The organism is Pseudomonas sp. AK-TSAG1-1, assembly GCF_056821665.1.
In genome coordinates this window covers 5,122,044-5,139,713 of record NZ_CM165965.1, presented here as the reverse complement: position 1 = coordinate 5,139,713, position 17,670 = coordinate 5,122,044, and the positions used below count along the sequence as shown (strand labels likewise).

General features: G+C 61.1%; 14 protein-coding genes and 2 pseudogenes. 9 read left to right on the top strand and 7 right to left on the bottom strand.

The window, feature by feature from the left end; translation table 11 throughout:
* The first annotated feature begins 2 nt into the window (after window positions 1-2).
* The 4 genes from AC1UK9_RS23165 (at window position 3) to lpxC (ending at window position 4,469) form a co-directional block, all read left to right on the top strand.
* A complete protein-coding gene (locus AC1UK9_RS23165) occupies window positions 3-869 on the top strand; it encodes a cell division protein FtsQ/DivIB (protein ID WP_025109283.1) in 867 nt (288 codons plus the stop codon).
* A 15-nt stretch (window positions 870-884) separates the two neighbouring features.
* Entirely contained in the window at window positions 885-2,144 is a 1,260-nt protein-coding gene (ftsA, locus tag AC1UK9_RS23160; protein ID WP_003228014.1) for a cell division protein FtsA, read from the top strand.
* A 104-nt stretch (window positions 2,145-2,248) separates the two neighbouring features.
* Entirely contained in the window at window positions 2,249-3,445 is a 1,197-nt protein-coding gene (gene ftsZ, locus AC1UK9_RS23155) for a cell division protein FtsZ (protein ID WP_025109282.1), read from the top strand.
* A 112-nt stretch (window positions 3,446-3,557) separates the two neighbouring features.
* Complete coding sequence (gene lpxC, locus AC1UK9_RS23150) at window positions 3,558-4,469, top strand: UDP-3-O-acyl-N-acetylglucosamine deacetylase (RefSeq protein WP_007961638.1); 912 nt, start codon at window positions 3,558-3,560, stop codon at window positions 4,467-4,469.
* A 178-nt stretch (window positions 4,470-4,647) separates the two neighbouring features.
* Here lpxC and AC1UK9_RS23145 read toward each other — a convergent pair whose 3' ends face one another.
* The 7 genes from AC1UK9_RS23145 to AC1UK9_RS23115 all read right to left on the bottom strand — a co-directional run bounded on the left by AC1UK9_RS23145 (window position 4,648) and on the right by AC1UK9_RS23115 (window position 14,549).
* On the bottom strand, window positions 4,648-6,156 hold the full coding sequence (locus AC1UK9_RS23145; protein ID WP_482578580.1) for a sensor domain-containing diguanylate cyclase: 1,509 nt from the start codon (window positions 6,154-6,156) through the stop codon (window positions 4,648-4,650).
* Window positions 6,157-6,351: 195 nt separating this feature from the next.
* Complete coding sequence (locus AC1UK9_RS23140; protein WP_482578579.1) at window positions 6,352-7,668, bottom strand: OprD family porin; 1,317 nt, start codon at window positions 7,666-7,668, stop codon at window positions 6,352-6,354.
* Window positions 7,669-7,865: 197 nt separating this feature from the next.
* The gene (locus AC1UK9_RS23135) at window positions 7,866-8,087 is read right to left on the bottom strand and encodes a hypothetical protein (protein ID WP_473013541.1); all 222 of its coding nucleotides are present in this window, start codon (window positions 8,085-8,087) and stop codon (window positions 7,866-7,868) included.
* Between the two features lie 153 nt (window positions 8,088-8,240).
* Window positions 8,241-9,605, bottom strand: a complete 1,365-nt coding sequence (locus AC1UK9_RS23130; protein WP_482578578.1) for a heavy metal sensor histidine kinase — start codon at window positions 9,603-9,605, stop codon at window positions 8,241-8,243.
* Window positions 9,595-10,272 (bottom strand): heavy metal response regulator transcription factor, encoded by a 678-nt coding sequence (locus AC1UK9_RS23125; RefSeq protein WP_025109277.1) that lies wholly within the window; start codon window positions 10,270-10,272, stop codon window positions 9,595-9,597. The genes AC1UK9_RS23130 and AC1UK9_RS23125 overlap by 11 nt, the downstream gene beginning before the upstream one ends.
* A gap of 9 nt (window positions 10,273-10,281) precedes the next feature.
* The gene (locus AC1UK9_RS23120; RefSeq protein WP_473013539.1) at window positions 10,282-13,395 is read right to left on the bottom strand and encodes a multidrug efflux RND transporter permease subunit; all 3,114 of its coding nucleotides are present in this window, start codon (window positions 13,393-13,395) and stop codon (window positions 10,282-10,284) included.
* Window positions 13,392-14,549, bottom strand: a complete 1,158-nt coding sequence (locus tag AC1UK9_RS23115) for an efflux RND transporter periplasmic adaptor subunit (RefSeq protein ID WP_025109275.1) — start codon at window positions 14,547-14,549, stop codon at window positions 13,392-13,394. Before AC1UK9_RS23115 ends, AC1UK9_RS23120 begins: the two co-directional genes overlap by 4 nt.
* A 281-nt stretch (window positions 14,550-14,830) precedes the next feature.
* Between AC1UK9_RS23115 and AC1UK9_RS23110 the strand changes: the two are divergent.
* The 5 genes and pseudogenes from AC1UK9_RS23110 to AC1UK9_RS23090 all read left to right on the top strand — a co-directional run.
* A pseudogene (locus AC1UK9_RS23110) lies at window positions 14,831-14,917 on the top strand (DUF6124 family protein); the annotation flags it as partial.
* 238 nt (window positions 14,918-15,155) lie between these two features.
* Window positions 15,156-15,461, top strand: coding sequence for a type 1 fimbrial protein (locus AC1UK9_RS23105; protein WP_482578577.1), 306 nt, complete (start codon window positions 15,156-15,158; stop codon window positions 15,459-15,461).
* A gap of 111 nt (window positions 15,462-15,572) precedes the next feature.
* Window positions 15,573-15,812, top strand: coding sequence for a hypothetical protein (locus AC1UK9_RS23100; RefSeq protein WP_482578576.1), 240 nt, complete (start codon window positions 15,573-15,575; stop codon window positions 15,810-15,812).
* A gap of 149 nt (window positions 15,813-15,961) precedes the next feature.
* Window positions 15,962-16,243, top strand: a pseudogene (locus AC1UK9_RS23095) (PAS domain-containing protein); the annotation flags it as partial.
* A 204-nt stretch (window positions 16,244-16,447) separates the two neighbouring features.
* Window positions 16,448-17,551, top strand: coding sequence for a methyl-accepting chemotaxis protein (locus AC1UK9_RS23090; protein ID WP_371262556.1), 1,104 nt, complete (start codon window positions 16,448-16,450; stop codon window positions 17,549-17,551).
* The last annotated feature ends 119 nt before the right edge of the window (window positions 17,552-17,670 follow it).

Genomic DNA, 17,670 nt, shown 5'->3' with positions numbered 1-17,670 from the left:
CCATGCAAGGCGCTCAGCTCAGACATCAGCCCCCCGCACCCGGCCGCAAGCCGGTGCCGCGGGGTGCCAGCCGAATGGTGGCCAAAGAGCCGATGTCCGTGCGCCTGCCGAAAGCCAATTTCGGCTTTCTGAAAAGTCTGTTCTGGCCGGTGCTGCTGGTGGTGCTGGGTTTTGGTACGTACGAAGGCGCGCAGCGTTTGTTGCCTTACGCCGACCGCCCGATCACCAAGATCGCGGTGCAGGGCGACCTGAGCTACATCAGCCAGCAAGCGGTGCAGCAGCGGATCGCCCCGTACGTGGCGTCGAGCTTCTTCACCATCGACCTGGCCGGTATGCGCACCGAGCTTGAGCAGATGCCATGGATCGCCCACGCCGAAGTACGTCGGGTGTGGCCGGACCAGGTGGTGATCCGCCTCGAAGAGCAACTGCCCGTGGCCCGCTGGGGTGACGAGTCGCTGCTGAACAACCAGGGGCAGGCGTTTACGCCAAAGGAACTGGCGAACTACGAACACCTGCCTCAGCTGTTCGGCCCACAACGGGCCCAGCAGCAAGTGATGCAGCAATACCAGGTGCTGAGCCAGATGCTCAGGCCGCTGGGCTTCTCGATTGCACGCCTGGAATTGCGTGAACGCGGTAGCTGGTTCCTGACCACCGGTGCCGGCAGTTCCGGCCCCGGCATCGAGTTGCTGCTGGGACGCGGCAACCTGGTGGAAAAGATGCGCCGCTTCATTGCCATCTATGACAAGACGCTTAAAGACCAGATTACGAACATTGCGCGCATCGATCTGCGCTACGCCAACGGCCTCGCTGTTGGCTGGCGGGAACCTGTAGCGCCGACGACAGACAAACCCGCTGTCGCAAAGAATTAAGAAGAGGCAGGACCCATGGCAAACGTGCAAAGCGGCAAAATGATCGTCGGTCTGGATATCGGCACCTCCAAGGTGGTGGCGCTGGTAGGCGAGGTCGCGGACGACGGCACGCTGGAAATCGTCGGTATCGGTACTCACCCCTCCCGCGGCCTGAAGAAGGGCGTGGTGGTGAACATCGAGTCCACCGTGCAATCGATCCAGCGCGCGATCGAAGAAGCCCAGCTGATGGCGGGCTGCCGCATTCACTCGGCGTTCGTCGGCGTGGCGGGCAATCACATTCGCAGCCTGAACTCCCACGGCATCGTGGCGATTCGTGATCGTGAAGTCAGCTCGGCTGACCTTGAGCGTGTACTCGACGCCGCCCAGGCCGTGGCGATTCCGGCTGACCAGCGCGTGCTGCACACCCTGCCGCAGGATTACGTGATCGATAACCAGGAAGGCGTGCGCGAGCCTCTGGGCATGTCCGGCGTACGTCTGGAAGCCAAGGTTCACGTGGTCACCTGCGCCGTCAACGCCGCACAGAACATTGAAAAATGCGTGCGCCGCTGCGGTCTGGAAATCGACGACATCATCCTCGAGCAACTGGCGTCGGCCTACTCGGTGCTGACCGACGACGAAAAAGAGCTGGGCGTGTGCCTGGTCGACATCGGCGGCGGTACCACCGACATCGCGATTTTCACCGAAGGCGCGATCCGTCACACCGCGGTGATCCCGATTGCCGGCGACCAGGTGACCAACGACATCGCCATGGCGTTGCGCACCCCGACCCAGTACGCCGAAGAGATCAAGATTCGCTACGCCTGCGCCCTGGCCAAACTGGCCGGTGCCGGTGAAACCATCAAGGTGCCAAGCGTCGGCGACCGTCCACCGCGCGAGCTGTCGCGTCAGGCCCTGGCCGAAGTGGTCGAGCCGCGCTACGACGAACTGTTCACCCTGATCCAGGCCGAATTGCGTCGCAGCGGCTACGAAGACCTGATCCCGGCGGGCATTGTCCTGACCGGCGGTACGTCGAAGATGGAAGGCGCCACTGAGCTTGCCGAGGAAATCTTCCACATGCCGGTCCGTCTGGGCGTGCCGCATGGCGTGAAGGGCCTGGATGACGTGGTGCGCAACCCGATTTACTCCACTGGCGTTGGCTTGTTGATGTACGGCCTGCAGAAGCAGTCCGACGGGATTTCGTTCTCGGGCATCGGCAGCCGCGACAGCTACAGCAACGATGAGCCGCAGGCGCCGTTGCTGGACCGATTGAAGAAGTGGGTTCAAGGCAACTTTTAACAGCAGCTGGAAGCGTCAAGCTTCAAGCGGCAAGCAGTAGCAGTAGATGCACCGCGACAAAAATGCAGTAGGCGAAAAAACTAGAGAATGTAAGGAGAGGGAAAATGTTCGAACTCGTAGACAACATCCCCGCAAGCCCGGTAATCAAAGTTATCGGTGTTGGCGGTGGCGGCGGCAACGCTGTCAACCACATGGTCAAGAGCAACATCGAAGGCGTTGAGTTCATCTGCGCCAACACTGATGCTCAAGCGCTGAAAAACATCGGCGCGCGCACCATCCTGCAACTGGGCACCGGTGTGACCAAGGGCCTGGGCGCTGGCGCCAACCCGGAAGTCGGCCGTCAGGCTGCGCTGGAAGATCGCGAGCGCATCGCTGAAGTGCTGGCCGGCACCAACATGGTGTTCATCACCACTGGCATGGGCGGTGGTACCGGTACCGGTGCTGCGCCGATCATTGCCGAAGTGGCCAAGGAAATGGGCATCCTGACCGTTGCGGTCGTGACCCGTCCGTTCCCGTTCGAAGGCCGCAAGCGTATGCAGATTGCCGACGAAGGCATCCGCATGCTCTCCGAAAGCGTCGACTCGTTGATCACCATTCCTAACGAGAAGCTGCTGACCATCCTCGGTAAAGACGCAAGCCTGCTGTCGGCTTTCGCCAAGGCGGACGATGTACTGGCCGGTGCCGTGCGCGGTATCTCCGACATCATCAAGCGTCCGGGCATGATCAACGTCGACTTCGCCGACGTGCGTACCGTGATGAGCGAAATGGGCATGGCGATGATGGGCACTGGCTGCGCCAGCGGTCCGAACCGTGCACGTGAAGCCACTGAAGCGGCGATCCGCAACCCGCTGCTGGAAGACGTGAACCTGCAAGGTGCACGCGGCATCCTGGTGAACATCACTGCCGGTCCTGACCTGTCTCTGGGTGAGTACTCCGACGTGGGTTCGATCATCGAAGCCTTCGCTTCCGAGCACGCGATGGTCAAGGTCGGTACCGTTATCGATCCGGACATGCGCGATGAGTTGCACGTGACTGTGGTTGCCACCGGTCTGGGCGCGAAAATCGAGAAGCCTGTGAAGGTCATCGACAACACCGTTCACACCTCCATGGCCGCTGCTCAGGTTCAACAACCGGCCCCTGCGCGTCAGGAAGCACCGGCGGTGAACTATCGCGATCTGGACCGTCCGACCGTCATGCGCAACCAGGCTCAGGCCGGTGCTGCGACTGCCGCGAAGATGAATCCGCAAGACGATCTGGACTACCTGGACATCCCGGCATTCCTGCGTCGTCAGGCCGATTGATGGAATGTATCAGGGCTATGACGGTGATTGGTGTTCAGCAAAGGCTCGGTCTGCTATTATCGCCAGCCTTTGTTGATACCAGTTCGCAATTTGCGCTGAAGCGGCCCAAGCCATGATTAAACAACGCACACTGAAAAATATTATCCGTGCCACAGGTGTAGGCCTGCATTCCGGGGAGAAGGTCTACCTGACCCTCAAGCCTGCGCCTGTCGACACTGGCATTGTGTTTTGTCGCGCTGACCTCGACCCTGTGGTGCAGATCCCTGCCCGCGCGGAAAACGTCGGTGAAACCACTATGTCGACGACGCTGATCAACGGCGACGTCAAAGTGGACACGGTAGAGCACTTGCTCTCGGCCATGGCTGGCCTGGGCATCGATAACGCCTACGTCGAGCTCTCCGCGTCCGAAGTCCCGATCATGGATGGCAGCGCTGGACCGTTCGTATTCCTGATTCAATCGGCAGGCCTGGAAGAGCAGGACGCCGCCAAGAAATTCATCCGCATCCTGCGTGAAGTGACAGTGGAAGACGGCGACAAGCGCGCCACTTTCGTCCCTTTCGAAGGGTTCAAGGTGAGCTTCGAGATCGACTTCGATCACCCGGTTTTCCGGGACCGCACCCAAAGTGCAAGCGTGGATTTTTCCAGCACTTCGTTCGTAAAAGAAGTCAGCCGCGCCCGTACCTTTGGTTTCATGAGTGACATCGAGTACCTGCGCAAGCACAACCTCGCACTCGGCGGCAGCGTTGAAAACGCGATCGTGGTGGATTCCGATGGCGTACTGAACGAAGACGGCCTTCGCTATGAAGACGAATTCGTGAAGCACAAGATTCTTGATGCGATTGGCGACCTGTACCTGCTGGGCAACAGCCTGATTGGTGAGTTCAAAGGCTTCAAGTCCGGTCATGCACTGAACAACCAGCTGCTGCGCAAGTTGATTGAGCAGACAGATGCGTGGGAAGTCGTGACGTTCGAAGACGCCAGCACTGCACCGATCTCTTACATGCGCCCGGTTGCGGCGGTGTAAGTAAAAAACCTCTCTAGTTTTTTGAAGGCCATCCTCGGATGGCCTTTTTTTATGCCCTGAATTTGATGTTGTCTGTTCTGGCCTCTTCGCGAGCAAGCCCGCTCCCACAGGGGGAACGCATTCCAAAATGTGGGAGCGGGCTTGCTCGCGAAGAGGCCATTGCAACCACCGCAATACTTCAGCCAGCCACCACCACCCGATTGCGCCCACCTTCCTTGGCCTGATACAGAGCCTTGTCCGCCGCAAACAACAGTTGCTCCAGCGACATCTCGACCGCCGCCGTCCAGGTGCTGATGCCGATACTGACGGTCATCGCCACATCCGCTCCCTCGACCCTCGGCATCTGCTCGACTGCCTGGCGGATATGTTCGGCAATCTGCCGTGCGCCGGTGCTGTCGGTTTCGGCGAGGATCACCGAAAACTCTTCGCCACCATAGCGGGCGACCAGATCCGCCGGACGTCGCACGTTCGCGCTGATCACCTTGGCCAGCTCGCGCAGTGCCTGATCGCCGGCCTGATGCCCATGGCGATCGTTGAAGGCCTTGAAGTGGTCAGCGTCGATCATCATCACCGACAGCGGCTGGCCCGAGCGCTGGGCGCGGAACCATTCGTGGCGCAGCGACAGATCGAGCATTCGCCTGTTGGCTACCCCGGTCAACGCATCGGTGGCGGCCAGTTGCGCCAGTTCGCGCTCGGCGCGTTGGCGCAAACGCAACTCACGGGCGAGCAGCCAGGTCAGCCACAGCAGACCGGCACAGAGCACGCCGGTGGCACCACTGATCAACATCGCGGTGCGGCGCCAGGTGCCGAACACTTCATCGCTGGACAGCGCGACCATCACCGTCAGCGGCAAGTTGCCGACCCGCGAATAGGTGTAGAGGCGCTGCTGGTGATCCATGCTTGAGGTGCTGGTGAAACTGCCATTGCCATCCTTGTCGGCCAGGATCCGTACCACGTTGGGCCGGTTGCCGAAGCTCTTGCCGATGGAGTCGCTTTGCAGATACGGCTTCTGCGCCAGCAGGATGCCGTCGCTGTCGATGATGTTCAGCGTGCTGTCTTTGCCGATGTCGAGGCTGTTGAACAACTGATCGAAGTAGTCGAGCTTCATCGAGGCCACGGCCACGCCGGCGAACTCACCGGTGCCCGAGGAGATTCGCCGGCTGAAGCTGATGCGCCACTGGTTGGCTTCGTCGCAGTCGCAACGGGTCTTGAACGGGCGGCTGATGAACATGCCGGTGTCGCGGTTGAAAGCGTGGGCGAGAAAGTAATCGCGGTCGGCGAAGTTGCCCGGCTTGGGCTCGACCCGCGATGAGTCGGCGACCACATCGCCATGTTTGTCGAGCAGCAGGATGTCGCCTTTGAAGCGCGCGGTGGTCGAGCGGTCGAACAGCGCCAGGTGGCGGATCTGCGGAGTGACGTCGCGCAAGTCATCGCGCTGCGCGGCGGCGATCAGGCCTTGCAGGGTCAGGTCGTACAGCTCGACGGTGCGCAGGACGTCAGCGTCGATCAGTTGTGCGATGGTGGTGGCACTGCGGGTGGCTGATTCCTGAGCGTTGGCGTGCTCGCGGATCAGCAGAAACGTGACGATGCACAGAATCGCGATCACGGTCAGCGAACTGCCGCAGATCAGCAGCAATTCGGGACGTCCGGTCTTGCCCGCCACAGGTGGGGTACGGCTCGCGATCATGATGGGGCTGTCGGTTGGGGAGTCTTATAAGCGTAGTTGCATGAAGTCAGTGACGGTATTCCAATGTGGGAGCGGGCTTGCTTGCGAAAGCGGTGTGCCATTCAACAGGAATGTTGACTGATACACCGCTTTCGCAAGCAAGCCCGCTCTCACAGGTAAATCAAAAAATTCAAGACGGGTGCAGTAGCACCGATCTTAGAAGACGTTGATCGGGTAGTCGACAATTACACGGTATTCATCGGTGTCCGTATCAATCGCGCCGTAACCGTTGCCGCCACGGTTGGTCGCCCACTGCAGGCGTACCGCGAGATCTTTCGCCTGGCCGCTCTGGACCACGTATTTCAAGTCGATGTCGCGCTCCCAGTGCTTGGCGTTGCGGCCGTCGGCGCTGTACCACGAAGCGTAGCCCTTGCTGTCCGGATCGACCTTGGTCAGGTCTACGGTGCCGCGCGAGTACGACACTGCGGAGGTCAGCCCAGGAACGCCCACACCGGCGAAGTCATAGGCATATTTGAGCTTCCACGAGCGCTCGTTCGGGCCGTTGAAGTCCGAGTACTGCTGCGAGTTGTCGAGGTAAACGCTGTCGCCCTGGCTGATGTAGTCGAACGGCGTGTTGCCGTTCACGCGCTGGTACGCAGCAGTGACGCTGTGACTGCCGATGCCGACGGTGAAATGCAGGCTGTAGGTGTTGTTGTCAATGTTGCCCAGCAGTGCGTCGCCGGTGTCTTGCGTGTGATAGAAGTGCAGGCCCGGGTTGAGGCTGACCAGATCGTTCAGCGCCCAGGTGTAGTCGAGGTCGTAGTAGTACTGGTTCCAGATGTCCTTGAGCTCGGCGGCATACAGGTTGCTGGTCAGCCCCTCGACGCCGCTCCAGGACACCCCGGCCCAGTTCAGGTGACGGCTTTCGTCGCCATCGGCCAGTTTGCCGTAGGACGTGCCGATGCGCTGGCGCCCGCTCTGGTTGTAAGGCTTGGTGAAACTCGCCTGGCCGCCTTCGAACATCCAGCCGTCGAAGCTGTGGTTGGTCAGGCTGACGCCACGGAAGGTCTGCGGCAGCATGCGGCTTTCACCGCCTGCAATCACCGGGTTGGTGAGGAACAGGTCGCCGGCCTTCAGTTCGGTGTCGAACGCGCGCATTTTCAGGGTGCCGCCTGCAGTCGAGAACGAGCCCGGCGCTTTGCCGTTACCGTTGCTGACCGGCAGGATGCTCGAGCCATCGGTACCGCCGCCGCCGTCGAGCTTCAGCCCGAGCATGGCATGGGCGTCGATGCCGAAGCCGACCGTGCCTTCGGTGTAACCCGACTGGAAGATCCCGAGAAAACCCTGGCCCCATTCGATGTTGTCGTCCGTCTGCTGCAGACGGTTGCGATTCATGTAGTAGTTGCGAGCGTTGAGGTTGAGGCTCGAACCTTCGACGAAGCCTTCCTTGGCGGCTTCGTCGGCATGGGCGGCGGGTGCAATCGTTGCGGCAATTGCAATGAACAGCGGGGTGAAGCTGACTGGGTAACGCACTTGCGATGGAGCTCCTTGGGTCAACTGACACTTCAATGTCTTGAGGTGCGGGATGTTTCTTGTTGTTACAGACGAACCAAACAGCTTTCAGACCACAACGAAAAAAGGCCGCTGAAAGGCAGCGGCCTGGAATGACGACGGTTGAACGGGAAGAGCCAAACAACCGCGTCGAGGGAAAATTTTTCGCGGTGCGCGACTCAGCTGTCTTTCTCGGACGCTTGAGCTTGGGAAGTGGCGGCCTGAGGGGCTTGCGAGGCGTCTTGCGACTTGGCCATCACTTCTGCCTGAGACTGTTCGAATGCGTGAGCGCGAGCGGCATTCTGCGCTACGAACGACTGCGATTCTTCAGCCATCGCCATGGGCGACAGGATCAATGAGGACAAAACGAACGCGCTGGCAATACCCATACTGTTGGACATCTTGAAAACCTTCTTGCTTGGCAAGTGCTGTTTGGTGCGGGCAAAGATAAAGTTGCCGGGCGTTGGGAAACAGCATGATTTTCATAAATGACTGTTACAGCAACAGCAACGATCGCCCCCTCTCCCAACAGGAGAGGGGCAGGGGGAGGGCTTTCAAACCGGCAAATGAATCCCGAAGGTATTCATCCCCCGATCACTGCGCACAAACACATCGCCACCATGCATCAGCGCAATTGCCTTGACGATCGCCAGCCCCAGTCCATGGTTATTGCCGCTGTTGCTGCGTGACGCATCGACCCGATAGAAGCGCTCGAACAACCGCGGCAAATGCTCGCTGGCAATCGGCGATCCCGGGTTGGCCACGCCGATGCTGACCTGATGTTCTGCAACCTCGATGCGCACTTCGATCACCTTGCCAGGCTCGGTGTGCTGCACGGCGTTACTCAGCAGATTGATCAACGCCCGACGCAAATGCGCGATCTCGATGCGCACTTGGGCATCACCACTCACGTGCACCTGCACTTGCGCGTCTTCGAGGATGAAGTCGAGGTACTCCAGCGTGGTCGCGACTTCATCGGCCAATGAAGTTTCGGTGAGTTTGGTCGCCTTGCTGCCCTGATCGGCGCTGGCGAGGAACAGCATGTCGTTGATGATCGAACGCAGGCGTTCCAGCTCTTCGAGGTTGGATTGCAGCACTTCGAAGTAGTGTTCGGCGGAGCGTCCGCGCGTCAGTGCGACCTGGGTTTGGCCGATCAGGTTGGTCAGTGGCGAGCGCAGTTCATGGGCCACGTCGGCATTGAACGATTCCAGTCGCGAATAGGCCTGTTCGACCCGTTCCAAGGTTGAGTTGAACGATTCGACAAACTGCTCGAGCTCCGGCGGCAACGGTGACATCCGCAAGCGTCCGGCGCGCAGTGGAGGCGCCAGGCGCTGGGCTTCGTGGGACAGTTTGATCAGCGGTTTGAGGCCGATCCGTGCCACCCAGTAACCCAGTGCCGACGCCATCAGCACACCGATGATCGCCAGGCTGACCAAGGCGATCAGCAAGTTGTGCTGAGTCTCGTGGAAGGTCTCGGTGTCGATGCCGATCATGAACCGCAGCGGCGGGCGCTGATCCTTGGCCGGCAGTTCGGTCAGCAGCACTTTCAGCGGATAGGGGTGGTCGGGCAACTGCAGGTCATGCATGCCCGTCGGGCCTTTGGCGAAGGCGCGGATCGGGGCGTCCGGCTCGCCATACTCGTAACCGGGATCACCGCTGACCACCCAAAAATGGATGCGCTTGTCTTCCTCACCGAGCAGCTTGAGTTTGGCGTTGATCTTCATCCAATGCTCGGGTGTGCCGTAACGGTTGAGGGCCGATTCAAGCACGCTATAACGCGCATCCAACTCGGCCTCCGGCAGCAGGCCCAGGCCCTTGTCGACCTGCTGATACAGCGCGCCGCCGATCAACAGAAACACCAGCAGCGCCACCAGCGTGAACATGCCGCTGAGGCGCAGGGCGATCGAATTACTGGACACCGCGGCTCTCCAGCACATAACCCATGCCGCGAATGGTGTGCAGCAGTTTTTCGTCGAACGGCCCGTCGAGCTTGGCGCGCAGGCGTTTTATCGCGACTTCGACAACGTTGGCATCGCTGTCGAAATTGATGTCCCAGACCATCTCGGCAATCGCGGTTTTCGAGAGGATTTCCCCCTGACGCCGTGCCAATACGCTGAGCAGCGAAAACTCTTTCGCTGTCAGGTCCAGCCGCGTGCCGGCGCGAGTGGCCTTGCGGCTGATCAAATCTATCCACAGGTCGGCGATGCTCACCTGCACCGGTTCATGGCCGCCGCTGCGCCGGGTCAGCGCCTGCAGGCGCGCCACCAGTTCGAGGAAGGAAAACGGTTTGCCGAGGTAATCGTCGGCGCCGTCGCGCAGGCCTTTGATCCGGTCTTCGACCCGTTCGCGGGCGGTGAGCATGATCACGGGAGTCTGCTTGCGTGCACGCAGCGCACGCAGCACGCCGAAGCCGTCCAGGCCCGGCAACATCACGTCGAGGACGATCACCGCATAGTCGCCTTCCAGCGCCAGGTGCAGGCCTTCGACGCCGTCGCGGGCCAGGTCCACGGTGTAACCCTGTTCCGTCAGACCGCGGTGCAGATAGTCCGCGGTTTTTTCCTCGTCTTCGATAATCAGAACGCGCATGACCCTGCCTCAGTCTGTGGTCGCCAGTGCCGGTGGGGGCGATGATGCTTCTGGGTGTGAGCGTCGGTGAAACAGCCGCTCAAGCCACAAGTATATGACTGGTGTGGTAAACAGCGTCAGCATCTGGCTGACCAGCAAACCGCCCACCACCGCGATCCCCAGCGGCTGGCGCAGTTCGGCGCCGGTGCCATAGCCGAGCATCAGCGGCAGGGCGCCGAGCAGGGCGGCGAGGGTGGTCATGATGATCGGCCGGAACCGCGTAATGCACGCCTCGTAAATCGCGTCCTGCGGTGGCAACCCACGATTGCGCTGCGCTTCGAGGGCAAAGTCGATCATCAGGATGCCGTTTTTCTTGACGATACCGATCAGCAGCACCAGCCCGATCAACGCCATGATCGAAAAGTCCTGACCGCAGATCCACAGCATGATCACCGCCCCTAGACCGGCCGCCGGCAGCGTCGAAATGATCGTCAGCGGATGCACGAAGCTCTCATAAAGCACGCCGAGAATGATGTACACCGCCACCAGCGCCGCGAGAATCAGCCACGGCTGACTGGCCAGCGAACTCTGGAACGCCTGTGCCGCGCCCTGGAAGTTGCCGCTGATCGCGGTCGGCATGCCGATTTCGGCCTTGGCCTGATTGAGCAGAATCACCGCGTCACCCAACGCCACGCCGGGCGCGAGGTTGAACGACAGGTTGGCGGCCGGGAACATGCCGTCATGGGCAATCGACAGCGGGCCGATGGTGGGTGCATCGAATTTTGCCAGTGCCGACAGCGGCACCATTTCCCCGCTCAGCGGTGAACGCAGGTAGAAATAGTTGAGGCTTTCGGCCTTGCCGCGTTGCTGGGTGTCCAGTTCCAGGATCACGTTGTACTGGTTGACCTGGGTCTGGAATTCATTGATCTGCCGCTGACCAAAGGCGTCGTAAAGCGCCTCGTCGACATCGCTCGCGGTCAGGCCGAAACGCGCCGCTGCACTTCGATCAATGCTGATGTGGGTGATGCTGCCGCCCAGTTGCAGGTCGTTGGAAATATCGCGGAACGCCGGGTTGCTGCGCAGCTTTTCCGTCAGGCGCTGGGTCCAGGTGGCGAGGGTCGCGCCGTCATTGCTCTTGAGCACATATTGGTACTGCGCACGGCTCGGGCCGGAGCTTAAATTGATGTCTTGCCCTGCGCGCAGGTACAGCACGATCCCCGGGACTTTCATCAGCTGCGGACGAATCCGGTCGATGAACTGACTGGCCGAGACATCGCGGTCGCCGCGTTTTTTCAGGGCGATCCAGAAGCGGCCGTTGGCGATGGTCTGGTTACTGCCGGACACACCCACCGAGTGGGAAAACGCCTGCACGGCGGGATCGGCGGCGACGATTTCGGCCATCGCCAGGTGTTTTTTCACCATGTCGCCGTAGGAGATATCCGCAGCGGCTTCGGTGGTGCCGAGGACGAAGCCGGTGTCCTGCACCGGGAAGAAGCCCTTGGGGATAAAGATGTAACCGGCAATCGCCATCGCCAGCGACAGGCCGAACACGCCGATCATCAACTTTTGATGGGCAAGGGCGCGGCGCAGGCCTTTTTCGTACCAGCCGAGCAGGCGTTCGCTGAAACCCGGTTTGTCGTGAGCGTGATGCACCGGTTTGCGCATGAACAGCGCCGCCAGTGTCGGCGCCAGGGTCAGCGACACCACCACGGAAATCATGATGGTCGACGTCGCGGTCAGGGCGAATTCCTTGAACAGCCGCCCGACCACGCCGCCCATGAACAGCAGCGGAATGAACGCCGCCACCAGCGAGAAGCTGATCGAGACCACGGTGAAGCCGATCTCGCCGGCGCCCTTGATGGCGGCCTCGCGCATGCCGTCGCCGGCTTCCAGATGCCGATGAATGTTCTCCACCACCACAATCGCATCGTCCACGACAAACCCGACCGCAACGACAATCGCCACCAGCGTCAGGTTGTTCAGGCTGAACCCGAGCAGGTACATCAGGGCGAAACTGGCGGTCAGCGACACGCCGAGTACGGCCGACACGATCATCGTCGCCGACAACTGGCGCAGGAACAGCGCCATCACCGCCACCACCAGCAGGATCGCGATCAACAGGGTGATCTCGACCTCGTGCAGCGAGGCACGGATGGTCTGGGTGCGGTCGATCAGGGTTTTTACCTGCACCGAGGCCGGCAGCATGGCTTCGAGGCCGGGCAGGGCGGCTTGAATACGGTCCACGGTTTCGACGATGTTCGCCCCCGGCTGGCGCGAGATGACCAGGTTCACCCCCGGTTGATCGCCGGCCCAGGCCTGCACGTAGGCATCTTCCGAACCGTTGACCACTTTGGCGACATCGCGCAGGTGAACCGGTGCGCCATCCTTGTAGGAAACGATGAGTTGGCTGTAGTCCTCGGGGTGGAACAACTGGTCATTGGTCGACAGCGTGGAGATGCTCGATTCGCCGTACAGCGCACCTTTGGCCAGGTTGAGGCTGGTCTGCTGGATCGCCAGACGGATGTCGGCCAGGGTCAGGCCGATTGCTGCCAGTTTGTCGGCCGAGGCTTGCACGCGGATCGCCGGACGTTGCTGACCGGTGATGTTGATCTGGCCTACACCGTCGATCTGACTGATCTGACGTGAGAGCAGGGTTTCCACCAGATCGCTGAGTTCGGTGCCGGGCATTTGTGTGGAGCTGACGCTGAGAATCAGCACCGGGCTGTCGGCCGGGTTGACCTTCTTCCAGGTCGGCAGCGTCGGCATGTCTTTGGGCAGTTTGCCGGCGGCGGTATTGATCGCCGCTTGTACTTCCTGGGCGGCGGTGTCGATGCTTTTATCGAGGGTGAATTGCAGGGTCAGCAGGCTTGAGCCGAGCGCACTGCTGGAGGTCATCTGGGTCATGCCGGGGATGGCGCTGAATTGCACCTCCAGCGGCGTGGCCACGGATGAGGCCATGGTGTCGGGGCTGGCGCCGGGCAGCTGTGCCGAAACCTGAATCGTCGGAAATTCCGCTTCCGGCAGCGGCGCAATCGGCAAGCGCGGGAAGGCAATCGCACCGACCAGCACCAGCGCGATCGTCAGCAGAATCGTCGCGACCGGGTGATCGATGCACCAGGTGGAGACGCCTTTGTGTTCCTTCATGGTTTCGGCTCCGCTTGCACCACCTGCGCCGGCTCGGTCATGACTTGCACCGTGGAGCCGGGTTTGAGCCGCGACTGGCCGTCGGTGACCAGCACGTCACCGGCCTTCACACCTTTGATGATGTCCTGGCCGCTTCCCTGATAAACCATCTGCACTTGTACGGCTTCGACCTTGTCGCCATTCACCCGATAAACGAAGTGTTGGTCGAGGCCGCGTTGTACGACGGTGGGTGGTACCACCAACGCATCCTTGTCCAGCGCCGTCTGAATTTTTACCGTCACCAGCAAGCCCGGCCAGAGCTTCTGGCTGGCGTTGTCGAACTCGGCCTTGGCGCGGATGGTGCCGGTGTTGGCGTTGATCTGGTTGTCGATGAGGGTCAGGTGGCCTTCGCCGAGCAGGTTGCCGGTTTCGCCGTCGGTGTCGGCGCCGATGTAGGCCTTGACCTGTGCTCGCTGCGGGTCGTTGATCAGGCCTTGCAGGGTCGGCAGCATTTGCTGGGGCAGGGAGAACTCGACGGCGATCGGGTCGATCTGGGTCACGGTGAACAAGCCTGCGGCGTCGGTCATGCGCAGGAAGTTGCCTTCGTCGACGGTACGAATACCGACACGGCCGGTGACCGGAGAGCGAATCTGCGTGTAGGACAGCTGAACTTGTGCGGCGTCGATGGAGGCCTGGTTGCCTTGGGCGGTGGCTTTCAATTGATTGACCAAGGCTTGTTGCTGATCGTAGGTCTGCTTGGAGACGCCGTCGTCGACGCTGAGCAGTTTGTAGCGTTTGAGGTTGACCAGGGCGACTTGCAGTTGCGCCTGGCTTTCGCCCAGTTGCGCGCGGGCCTGGTCGAGGCTGGCGCGGATCGAGCGGTCGTCGATGGTGGCGAGCAGGTCGCCTGCTTTGACGAGTTGGCCTTCTTTGACGAGAATTCTGGTGAGGATGCCGTCTATCTGTGGGCGTACGACGACGCTGTGCAGTGAGAGTACGGAGCCGATGCCGCTGGTGTAGCGGGGGACGTCTTTTACGCTGACGGCGACGACGCGGACCGGGATGGCGGTCGGGGTTGCCAGTTTGCTCGGGGCGGGTTTGCTTGCCCACCATATGCCTGCGGCGGCCAGGGCGATCACTAGGGCTAGCAGGGTTTTGTTTTTCTGGATTCGCATGCGATGGGGCGCCAGGGGCTGGAGTTTGGGCAGGTTGGGTCTTTATAAACTTGTTTGGGGGTCAGGAGGGTGACGGCTAGCTGTCAGCGCTGTCAGTTTCGTCGGGTGTCGATATCCGTTGCTGCGTGGGTATAGCCTTCGCCTGCTCGCGATGGCAGCCTGTGAGCCGACCATCTCCAACTGAATACGCCCAATCCAGACTGTGGGAGCGAGCCTGCTCGCGAAGGCGGCCTGCCAGCCGACCCATCTCCAACTGAATGCACCCAATCCAAACCCCGGCCAGCACTGCCTTGGCGATCCAGCAGATCGTCATGCGCGCCGAGCTGGCGGTAAACCGGGCGTTGGATCGGGTTGACTCGCACACGTAATCCGTCCGAACACCGCGTCATCGTTCATCGCGAGCAGGCTCACTCCTACAGAGAAACGGATTCCACCTGTGGGAGGGAGCTGGCTCGGGATGGCGGCGTAACCGTCCCCAAAAAAAGGACCGATCATTCCCCATTCGGGACTTATTTGCCGACTACGCTTCTCAAGATCCAGCCCCGTGCGCGGATAAACAGTGTGTAGCCCGGGTTTCGCTGGGCCTCACATCGGGAGTGTCTGGTTATGAAGCTGAAAATCGCAATGCCGTGTGTGCTTCTCCTGCTTCCACTCACTGCGTTCGCCGCGCCTGGCAGTCAATCCGGCGAGATCCGTTTCACCGGGCAAATTGTCGATTCCGGCTGTGCAGTTGAGCGAGCCGGGGCATTGTCTTCCACTGAATCGCGTCGGGTTGAAATCAAGCCCGGTGTGAACGTCGATGTAGACACGTATCTCAATGCTTGCAGCCATCAGGCGCTGCCGGTTTCCATGTCGTATGAGCCGTTGAAGACCTCAACCGACAAAGGCATCGTCACCATCACCTACCTGTAAACCGTTCGGCGTGCGCTGCAAATCTTCAGGTGCCGAGGCCGGGCGCGCAGGTATACTGCGCGCCTTCGCGGCTCACTGTTCGGGCCCGACTTTTTGCTTTGCGGAGCTTCTATGACTTCCCCGATCCAACCGCCGGTTGACGACGCCGAGAGCGATGTCCCGGCCGAGCTTGCCGACGCCAGCGAAACCAAACCCGAGATCCCGGCCTTCAAGTTCCCGTTCAAACCGGGTGAGCTGGCGGCTGCCAAGGGTTCCAACCAGCCGTGGTACAAGAACGGCGCCAAGAACGGCCACACCAAAACCCCGGGCATGGCGCCGCCGGGGACCCGTCGTTCGATGGGCAAGCGCTGAGTCAAATCCCGCCTTTGGCCATCGACTGCGATTTTCGGTCGCAGTGATGGCTAAGTGCTCAGATCCTGAGCCAGATCAATAGTTAACCAATTGGTGCGCTTAGAGTCAGCAGCCCTGCCGACTCTTCCAATAAAACGAGCGCGCTTTCCATGAAGATCAATCTCCCGGTAACCGGCCGTAACGTCGATGTGGCGCTGGACGCGAACATTCTTTCGACCACCGATCTGACCAGCGCGATCACCTACGCCAACGACGATTTCATCAGGATCAGCGGTTACAGCCGTGAGGAATTGCTCGGCACGCCACACAACCTGTTGCGTCACCCGGACATGCCGGCGCAGGCGTTTGCGCACATGTGGCAGACGCTCAAGCGTGGACGCTCGTGGATGGGGCTGGTGAAGAATCGCTGCAAGAACGGCGATCACTACTGGGTCAGCGCTTATGTCACGCCGGTCACGCAAAATGGCGTGGCGGTGGAGTATCAGTCGGTGCGTACCCGGCCTGACACGCGGCAAGTGGCGGCGGCGGAGCGGGCGTATGCGCAGTTGCGCGGTGAATTGAAGGGGCGGCGGCCACTGCCGCGTCTCGGTTTGCGCGGCAGGATCACGGCGTTGGCCAGTGCGTTGCTGGGGCTGGTGCTGGGGATCGAGGCCTGGTTGCGTCCGGAGTCTGTGTGGATCGATGCGCTGGCGTTTGTCGCCGGTAGCAGTCTCTGCGCGTTGGGCGTGCGCTGGATCCTGCGGCCACTGGAGCGTCTGACCGAGCGAGCGCGCCAGATCGCGGACAATCCGTTGAGCCAGAACATCTACACCGGGCGTGGCGATGAAATTGGCCAGATCGAGTTCGCCCTGCAGATGCTCGAAGCCCAGGTCGGCGCGGTGGTCGGACGCATTGGTGATGCGTCGCAACAGTTGGCCGGGCACGCGGCGCAATTGGTTGATCACCTGCAAAGCAGCCACAGCAGCTCGTTGGCCCAGCAGGCCGAAACCGATCAGGTGGCGGCGGCGATTCATCAGATGGCCGCCAGTGTGGCGCAGGTCGCCAGCCATGCGCAGCAGGCCTCGGTGGCGGCTGACATGGCCGGGACGGAAACCCGTGAGGGACATTTGCTGGTCGGTGAAAGCCGCAGCGCGGTACTGCGCCTGGCCGAAGAATTGGCGCGAGCGACCGAAGTGATCCATCAGCTCGAAGGCCACAGCACTGAGATTTCCGGGGTGCTGGAGGTGATCCGCAGCATCGCCGAACAGACCAATCTGCTGGCGCTCAATGCCGCGATCGAAGCGGCGCGGGCCGGAGATGCCGGGCGCGGGTTTGCGGTGGTGGCCGATGAGGTGCGTGGGTTGGCGCAACGCACGCAGCAGTCGACCAACGAGATTCAACGGATGATCAGCACCTTGCAGAACGGCGCGCGGGACGCGGTGCTGGTGATGCAACAAAGCAGCGAGCATGTGGATAACAGTGTCGAACAGGCGCAACGCGCGGCGCGGGCGCTGGACGGGATCAGCGAGCGGGTCGAGCAGATCACTGAGATGAGCCTGCAGATTGCCGCCGCCGTGGAGCAGCAGAGCGCGGTGAGCGAAGACATCAACCGTAATATCGTCAGCATCCGCACGGCGTCCGAATTGACGGTGGATGAGGGGCGGCAGAGTCAGCGCAATTCTGAGGATGTGGCGGGGCTGGCGGGGGATTTGAGGTTGCTGGCGCGGGAATTCTGGGGGCAGCGGCAGGTTCGGGATTGAGGTTGCCTGGGCCGGCCTGTTCGCGAGCAGGCTCGCTCCCACAGGTCTGTCGGTTGCTCACTTATTCTGTGTACAACTCAGATCCTTGTGGGAGGGGGCTTGCTCCCGAAGGGGCCATT